Raw genomic sequence first — 7,872 nt, 5'->3', positions numbered from 1 at the left:
AAGCAGCATTACATAGCAAATAATATATATAATTACTATATTTGAAGGTAATCCATTGTAGATGAAATACATTCTGCTATTATTCAGCATTATATTATTTTGCAATAATGCTACTGCACAGCCTGATAAAATTGCAAAACTAAAGGCTCAGTTAGAAACAACCACAGATCCTAGTAAGAGAGTAATCTTATTGTGTGATCTTAGTAAACAGTTTTGGAACACATCTTTTAGCTCCTCTCTAGCTTATGGCAACGAAGCACTAGCGCTTGCTTTGAAACTTAATGATAAAAAAGGAATTGCGCTTGCTTATAATAACATTGGTGTTGCCCATGATATGTACGGTGACTATAGCAAAGCATCCAATTACTACTTTAAATCGCTTCGCATCCGTGAAGCAATAGGCGATTCTGCAGGCATAAGCGCCAGTTACAACAATTTAGCTTCTATCTACGCAACTCAATCAAATTTTGAGAAGTCCATTGAGCTTTATAAAAAATCAATGGACATTGCTAGAGCCATGCATGATACCCCGTCAGTAGCAATGGCTCTGGGTAACCTTGGAAGCGTGTACCAGCAGCAGCGAAACTTGGACAAGGCACTGGACTATATTCAGCGGGGACTCGAACTAGAGAAAAATAACAACGATCTGAATGGCATGCTGATCAGCTTAAATAACATCGGGCTGATTTATTCCGAAAAGGGAGAATGGGAAAAAGCACTGACATACCATAACAAAGCACTTAAAATTGCTCGTGAAAGTGGCAATACAGTAGATGAGGCTTATTCTCTCAACGCTATGGCTGAGGCATATATGGCAGGGAAAAGATCAGACCTGGCACTGCCTTATGCCCTTGAAAACCTGCAGCTAGTCCAAAAGCTTAACTCTAAAGACGAAATTACCATAGCAGCTGAACAGCTCAACCATCTTTACCTGAACCTGGATGATTATAAAAGCGCACACAAATACCTAACCCTCCAGAACCAGTATGAGGATAGTGTACAGCTGGATGAATTACAGCATCATATGGGGGAGCTCCAGTTGAAGTATGAGAAAGAGAAGGCAGTGCAGGAAAACCTTTTGCTTAAAGCAGAGGCAGAACTACAACAACAAGCCCTGCAGCGCAGAAATGCGCTGCAAATGCTTACAGTGGCCGCACTGCTCACTGTTTGTGTGGTAGCAATTGGTTTCTTTAAAGGAAGACAGCGCCTGCGGCGCATTAATGGATTGCTCTTACAGGGCAATGCAGATATACAGCGTCACTCCGATATGCTTACGAGGCAAAAGGAGCAATTAGCAGCACAGGCATCGCTGCTGCAGAGTCAAAAAGAAGAACTGGAGAAACTTAATGCTGTAAAAGACCGGCTTTTCTCTGTTATCGCTCATGATCTGAAAGGGCCGCTTGTTTCACTGAAAGGTTTATTGCAAATAGCAGCCAAAGGCTCTGTGCCTGAAGACAAAATGCGTGTATTTATGGCTTCTCTTGAGGCCAGTCAGCAAAATTCTCTTTGGCTGTTGGATAATCTGCTGCTTTGGGCAAAAGCGCAGATGCAAGGGCTTTTGGTTAGGCCTGAAACACTAGAGGTACAGGAGCTTGTTAGCCAGAATCTATTGCTTTTACAACCACAGGCAGAGCAAAAAAAGGTAACCTTGTCTTGCCATTTAGAGCAGGAACTACACCTTCATGCTGATAGAGAAATGGTGAGCCTGGTAGTACGCAACCTGATTTCAAATGCCATCAAGTTTTGCAAACGCGGAGACTCCATCGTCATCAGTGGCTGGAGCGAATCAGGTTTCACAGCAATTTCGGTACAGGATACAGGTATTGGCATGGCACCAGAACGTTTGGAAGGGCTTTTCAGCGGATCAAATACCAGTAGCCGCGGAACAGCCAATGAGAAAGGGAGTGGATTGGGCCTGCACCTTTGCAAATATTTTGTAGAGCAGAACGGTGGCTCTATAGGAGCCAGCAGCAGCCCTGGCCAAGGAAGCACCTTCACCTTCTCTCTGCCCGCAGCAGATACACTAGTAAAAACAAAGAAGCAAAAGCTGCTTGTTATTGCTTGATGTTTTCAGAAACCGTACTACTATCTTCTGATAGTAGTTATACTTTACTTTAGAAGTAAGTCTGTAACAGCATGCGCTAAAGTAAACTTTTACTAGCTGCTAGCCGGCCATTCGGCAAGAATCAGATTTGGCTTGTAGTTAGCAAAGTATAAGTATATTTTTGCACCAGCTACAGGCACAACACTACCTGAGCACCACACCAACGCTTCTCCTACTACCATGAAACAGTACAGCTACCTAGTTTTGTTATTCCTCGGCATTAGTGCCTGCCAGAGCGATCATCGGGAAGGTCAGGAACAGTTTCGGGAACGCCAGGAGGCTATTCTTGAAAGATTAAACGAAACAGACTCCAGCACTGCCTACACAGAGACAGAACAACCTGCCATAGCGGAAGAAGAAAGAGCAGCTACAGCGGAAACTGAGAGAAACGGACAAACAGCTACTTCCGGCGACAAGGTAATAGGAATAAAGGATGGCGATACTATCGAGTTGTTACAGAACGGTCAACCGGTAACAGTCCGTCTTTATGGCGTTGATACACCGGAGAAAACACAGGCGTACGGCCAGAAAGCGAAGCAATTTACCTCAGACCTTGTATTTGATAAACATGTACGTTTGATTGTAGAAAACAAAGACAGGTATGGCCGCACAGTTGGTACCATCCTACTTCCAGATGGGCGCAGTTTGAACGAAGAGCTTGTCAAAAATGGCTATGCCTGGCACTATAAAGCCTACTCCAATGATAAAAACCTGGCAAATGCTGAAGCTGATGCCAGGAGATTTAAGCGAGGCTTATGGCAGGACGCCAATCCTGTTGCTCCATGGGATTATCGTAAAGAAAAAAAATCAACAGGAAGCTCTACTGCACCTATACCAGCAGGGGCGACAAAACGTACTGTTTATTTGTGTAACAGTACCGGCTCTGGCGTTTATCACCTTACAGCCGACTGCTATGTGTTGAAGCGCTGTAAAGAAGAAGTTATAAAAACGACAGAGGCCACTGCTATTCGGGAGTATCAGCGTCGCGTAGATAAAACCTGCAGCCGCTAAATAGTAAACTATACCTTATATTGCCTCTTTGTACCTGATACTATTGATTACTAATAGAATGAAACCACTTTACCTGATCAAAGCAGCTTTTCTTCTTTTGCTCCTTTCTATCTCTGTAGCATGCCAGCAGCAAGAGAGCCAGGAAGAAACTGCTACCGTTGCCGCCCCTGAAAATGATGCTTCTGAAACAACAGCTGCAGTTAACGAAAAAAGGCCTGCGCCAACGTTTTTCTTTATCCCGAAAGAACTTTCTAACAAACGTGTCTGGATTTGCGAAGATGGCGTTTCAGATATCTTCCACCTGAAACACGATTGCCCTATCTTAGTGCAATGCAAAGGTAAAGGCAACTTCAGAAACCTGTTATTACCTAAAGCCATTGAAGAATACGGCCGTTATAACTGTCCGGAATGTAGCAAAGAACTAGATCACATATTTGATGAAAATGCTGTTCGGGCTTTAGGGCAATAAAAGAGCGCAGGCCCTACTTTGGGTAGGGCCTGCGCTCTTTTATTTAACACCGTGCAGCACCAGTAACGGTATATCTGCCTGATACGTCATACGTTCTGCCAGGCTTTGAGTAAAGATGCTCTTCAGGAACCCCTTCTTTCTCCGCACTATCGCCATTACATCCCCTCCTACCTGGTTATAGTACTTTTTAAGTCCATCATCACGGTGCTTATTTCTAATCTCCTGAAAAGAAAGAGGCACATTCGGAAACAGGGTTTGTAAATCCTTCCAAAAGGTTTCTACTTCTTCTCCATCCATCTTCTCGTCCTCTTTCACCACATGGACTACATCTATCTCGGCTCCGAAAAAACTACCTAGCTCCACCACCTGCCTTAGGGCATTGCGGTCTTCCTCGCTATAGTCGGAAGCGTATATAATGCGGTCTAGCTTTGGCTCGGGAGCATTTTCAGGTATGGAAAGCACAGGGCATTTCACCTCCTCTATGACGGCTTCCGTATTGCTCCCTATCAGGATTTCTTCTAATTTGCTATCGCTGCCTGTAGTACCCATCACCACCAGATCATACCCTTCTTTTGAAGTCAGCTGTTCTGTAACATCTGTCAGCAAGGCCTCTTTTACCACATAATCACAGGTAAAGCCTCCATCCCGATTTGCACCATGTATCCCCTCCAGGTGCATTACCATAGCTTTTAGCTTTTCGGCTGCATCCAATGTCTGCTCCCCCAGCAGTTCATTCGCAACCAGTGCTGTTTCTGATGTATCAACAATAGGTAAGTGCACCACATGCATTAGCGTAAGATGCGCTCCAGCATGCTGTGCTATATAAACAGCATACTTTACTGCCTTTACCGAAGTATCGGAAAAGTCAGTTGGACATATTATTTTCCTCATTTTGCTAGTTTGTAGTTGTTGTTGCGTTTAGTGTCTATATCACTATTCCGCTATGTATACGGGAACCAGCAAAAGAAATAGGAAAAAAACTCTGTATGAACATAAAAACTCTTCTTCTGAAGAAATATTTATGATACCAGCTGTTAGATGTTACTATATAGCACCCCTTTACCATAGCTGGGACTATGCCATTTGCTAACTAATGCCATTAACAACTGAAATATAGCTATTTACCACTACCACTATTCAACTCTTTCACTTCCTTCCATGTCCACTTATACTTACGTTCAATACCTTTGTAAGACGCATCAAAAAAGGAAACCACCTGCTCTTTCAGCACTTGCACAGGAATAGAAGAAGTATAAATTTCCCTTTCTGTTGGGCTTTCATAAGCTTCTGTTCGGGTTAGATCTTCTCCTTGCAGGCGTAAAAGAGGCCCTGTTTCAGTGATGGCGTCAAAGGTCCAACGTCGGCCGGAGTTCTCCAGCTCGTTTAAGCGTGCCGCAAGTGGCGCCATACTTATGCGAGGCAAAGTAGGTCTCGATGCAATATCAACCCAGGTAGTATACTTATACTCCAGCTCATACTTATTGCCTTGGTAGCACGACAGAACAATATCAAAGCCCTGTGTGCGACTAAATAAGGCGTAGTAATGCACTGGGTGGGGCGTTTCAACAATAACTAACCCAATTTCCGGGTATCTTGTTAGCATCGTATCTGGTTTGTAAACATCCCGATACCCTAAAAGCACGCTGGCTACTTCATCTTCCCAGGCACCTTTTTCCCAATCAGGATTCCCAAGCACTGTACCAAACTCACGCAAGAAGTAGTTAAACTTCTGCACACACTGTGCAGCCTCCTTCTCTTCCATCGTATCTGCTTCGAATGGTTTATAGAACAAGGCGCGCTCCTTCGCATTAATCCAGCATACAAGCTTCAGTGCTTCCCCAGCGAGCGGGTGGTTTAGGTCCAGCTCCCGGAAATCTCCGATAATAGCCATCTGCCGAAGCAATTCTTCGTTTTCCAGCGCTAGTTCAGGATTTAACAAAGCCCATACACCTACAAAACCATCTATATCAAAATGGTTAGCCGTTACATTAGCCACACCTAGTTCTGGCAGGTTTAAGCGGAGCGCATTTAAAACAATGGCAGCACTTGTATCATCTTGTATCGCCTCAGGAGTTGGAGTTCCTCGCCAGTGCGATAACAATACTCCATTTGGATGTGCGCTATCCACTACAATGGCTTTTTGGTGTTTTACCTCTGAAAACGGAATAAACTTTCTCTTCTGCATAGCTCAAATTTGCAGATACATCCAGCAACCTGCAAGTTTTTATTTACACGCTGACTTTACTGCTGAAATGATTCACTTTGTATCCTTTTCGATATTGTTATGTATACTTCTTAACTTTCCACCAGAATCAACCTACACACGCCCATGGCGCTACAAGATATTTACCGCACATCCCTTGCACTGCACACCGACCTGTACCAGCTAACTATGGCTTATGGCTACTGGAGAAATGGCATGGCCGAACGCGAGTCTGTGTTTCATTTATACTTTCGTAAGCATCCTTTTGAGGGAGGTTATACTGTGGCAGCAGGACTAGAACATGCTGTGCAATACCTACAGCAGCTTACGTTTACTGATGATGACCTTTTATACCTTGGCAGCCTGAAGGGCAGTCAGGGGCAGCCTCTTTTCGAAACAGCATTTTTAGACTATTTGCGGCAGATGGAATTTAGCTGCGATGTAGACGCTATACCTGAAGGTACGGTTGTTTTCCCAAGCGAGCCCCTGATCAGGGTGAGAGGCCCGTTGTTACAGGCACAGCTCATCGAGACCCCACTACTCAACATAATAAACTTCGAAACTTTAATCGCTACCAAAGCAGCACGTATAAAAGAAGCGGCCAAAGGCGACCAGGTGATAGAGTTTGGTATGCGCCGTGCACAAGGTATAGATGGTGCTTTATCAGCTACACGCGCTGCCTATATAGGAGGAGCCGATGCTACATCAAACCTTTTGGCAGGCCAACTGTATGATATACCCGTTCGTGGTACGCATGCACACAGCTGGGTACAGGCTTTTGACTCTGAAGAAGAAGCCTTTGAAGCCTATGGGCAAGCTTTTCCGAAAGATACTGTTTTCCTGGTGGACACCTACGATACCGTGGAGGGTGTAAAAAAAGGCATAGAGGTAGCAAAAAAGCTACAGCCGCAAGGGTTTGTTTTTGGTGGCATCCGCCTCGATTCCGGCGACCTTACCTACTTAAGCCAACAGGCACGAAAGTTATTAGATGAGGCAGGCTTTGCACAAACCAGCATTGTAGCCAGCAACGATCTGGATGAACACCTGATAACACACCTGAAGCAGGAAGGCGCTAAAATAGATGTATGGGGCATTGGCACCAAAATGATAACAGCCTATGACCAACCAGCCCTGGGTGGAGTTTATAAATTGGCAGCCATCAAAGCAGAAACAGGAGACTGGAAGTATAAAATCAAGCTTTCAGAACAGCTTGTAAAAACATCAAACCCCGGCATGTTGCAGGTAAGGCGCTTTTACAATCAGGAACGAAACTTGGCTGACATGATTTATAATGAGTTGGAGCCGTTGCCGGACCAGGTGCAGGTTGTGCACCCACTGGATAGCACCCGCCGCAAGTCAATCACCTCTGATACCGCTTACCGGGATCTGTTGATTTCCGTGTTCACAAAAGGGAAATTGGTTTATACTTTACCTGATCTACAAAGTATTAAGTCTAACACCAAACAGGAAATAAGCCGACTACACGAAAGTATACGCCGCTATGTCAATCCGCATAGCTACCCGGCAGGCCTGGAGGAGAAGCTACACCAGCATAAGATGGAGATGATTTTAACCCTTCGAGGTACTAAATAAGCGAACCAACATCAGGTATTTGCTGCCCTTAAGCCCCACTTGCAAGCTTAGCGGTGGCATAAACTGCAACTAAATCATACATTACAGGGCAAACAGGTGCTTTGTTGGTACACCAGCAGTTGTTTATACTTAGGCATTAAGTATAAAGCAGGCGTCAACGCTTTTTCCCCCTACGGTTAGCTATTTTTTCAATGCGCTTGCTTTTAACCCAATTCAGGTATTTCTGTAGAGGCTCTGCCTGCCTCAGAGCTGGAATGCTGTTATACAGGATTGCCAATTCGCGGTTGTTGAACGTTAGATGAAGGGTGCTGTGGCAGGGCTGACACAATTCGGCGGTTGCACCATAGCGCCCTCCTTCCTCTCTTGGCACCAGGTGGTGCCGTGATAGACTCTGTACTTCCCGCTCGCATAATTCACATACCAGTACATCCAGCTTTCTTGCCATCTGTATTCTTTTTTTAAAGACAATTTGCTAAGTATAACAATTACATC

At 44.6% G+C, this 7,872-nt stretch carries 7 protein-coding genes; 4 read left to right on the top strand and 3 right to left on the bottom strand.

Annotation, left to right across the window (positions count from 1 at the left end):
* Positions 1-271: 271 nt before the first annotated feature.
* From ACFQ2O_RS18155 to ACFQ2O_RS18145, 3 genes are all read left to right on the top strand, one after another.
* Entirely contained in the window at positions 272-2,065 is a 1,794-nt protein-coding gene (locus ACFQ2O_RS18155; RefSeq protein WP_377531190.1) for a tetratricopeptide repeat-containing sensor histidine kinase, read from the top strand.
* A 219-nt stretch (positions 2,066-2,284) separates the two neighbouring features.
* On the top strand, positions 2,285-3,115 hold the full coding sequence (locus ACFQ2O_RS18150; RefSeq protein ID WP_377531188.1) for a thermonuclease family protein: 831 nt from the start codon (positions 2,285-2,287) through the stop codon (positions 3,113-3,115).
* Between the two features lie 58 nt (positions 3,116-3,173).
* Complete coding sequence (locus tag ACFQ2O_RS18145; RefSeq protein WP_377531185.1) at positions 3,174-3,584, top strand: hypothetical protein; 411 nt, start codon at positions 3,174-3,176, stop codon at positions 3,582-3,584.
* Positions 3,585-3,623: 39 nt separating this feature from the next.
* Here the strand turns inward: ACFQ2O_RS18145 and ACFQ2O_RS18140 are convergent, their stop codons facing one another.
* Together ACFQ2O_RS18140 and ACFQ2O_RS18135 are read right to left on the bottom strand one after the other, a co-directional pair.
* Positions 3,624-4,475, bottom strand: a complete 852-nt coding sequence (locus ACFQ2O_RS18140) for a universal stress protein (protein WP_377531182.1) — start codon at positions 4,473-4,475, stop codon at positions 3,624-3,626.
* Positions 4,476-4,701: 226 nt separating this feature from the next.
* Positions 4,702-5,769, bottom strand: a complete 1,068-nt coding sequence (locus ACFQ2O_RS18135; RefSeq protein ID WP_377531178.1) for a DUF6687 family protein — start codon at positions 5,767-5,769, stop codon at positions 4,702-4,704.
* A 144-nt stretch (positions 5,770-5,913) separates the two neighbouring features.
* On the opposite strand from ACFQ2O_RS18135, the gene ACFQ2O_RS18130 reads away from it, so the two are divergent.
* Positions 5,914-7,380: a nicotinate phosphoribosyltransferase gene (locus tag ACFQ2O_RS18130; RefSeq protein ID WP_377531175.1), complete on the top strand. Its 1,467-nt coding sequence runs from the start codon at positions 5,914-5,916 to the stop codon at positions 7,378-7,380.
* 154 nt (positions 7,381-7,534) lie between these two features.
* Here the strand turns inward: ACFQ2O_RS18130 and ACFQ2O_RS18125 are convergent, their stop codons facing one another.
* Complete coding sequence (locus ACFQ2O_RS18125; protein ID WP_377531173.1) at positions 7,535-7,825, bottom strand: HNH endonuclease; 291 nt, start codon at positions 7,823-7,825, stop codon at positions 7,535-7,537.
* Positions 7,826-7,872 lie beyond the last annotated feature (47 nt).

The sequence above is a fragment of the Pontibacter rugosus genome, from assembly GCF_042678745.1.
GTDB classification, from domain to species: domain Bacteria; phylum Bacteroidota; class Bacteroidia; order Cytophagales; family Hymenobacteraceae; genus Pontibacter; species Pontibacter rugosus.
Note: the sequence above shows the minus strand (reverse complement) of the source record. Positions and strands in the feature narration are given on the sequence as shown.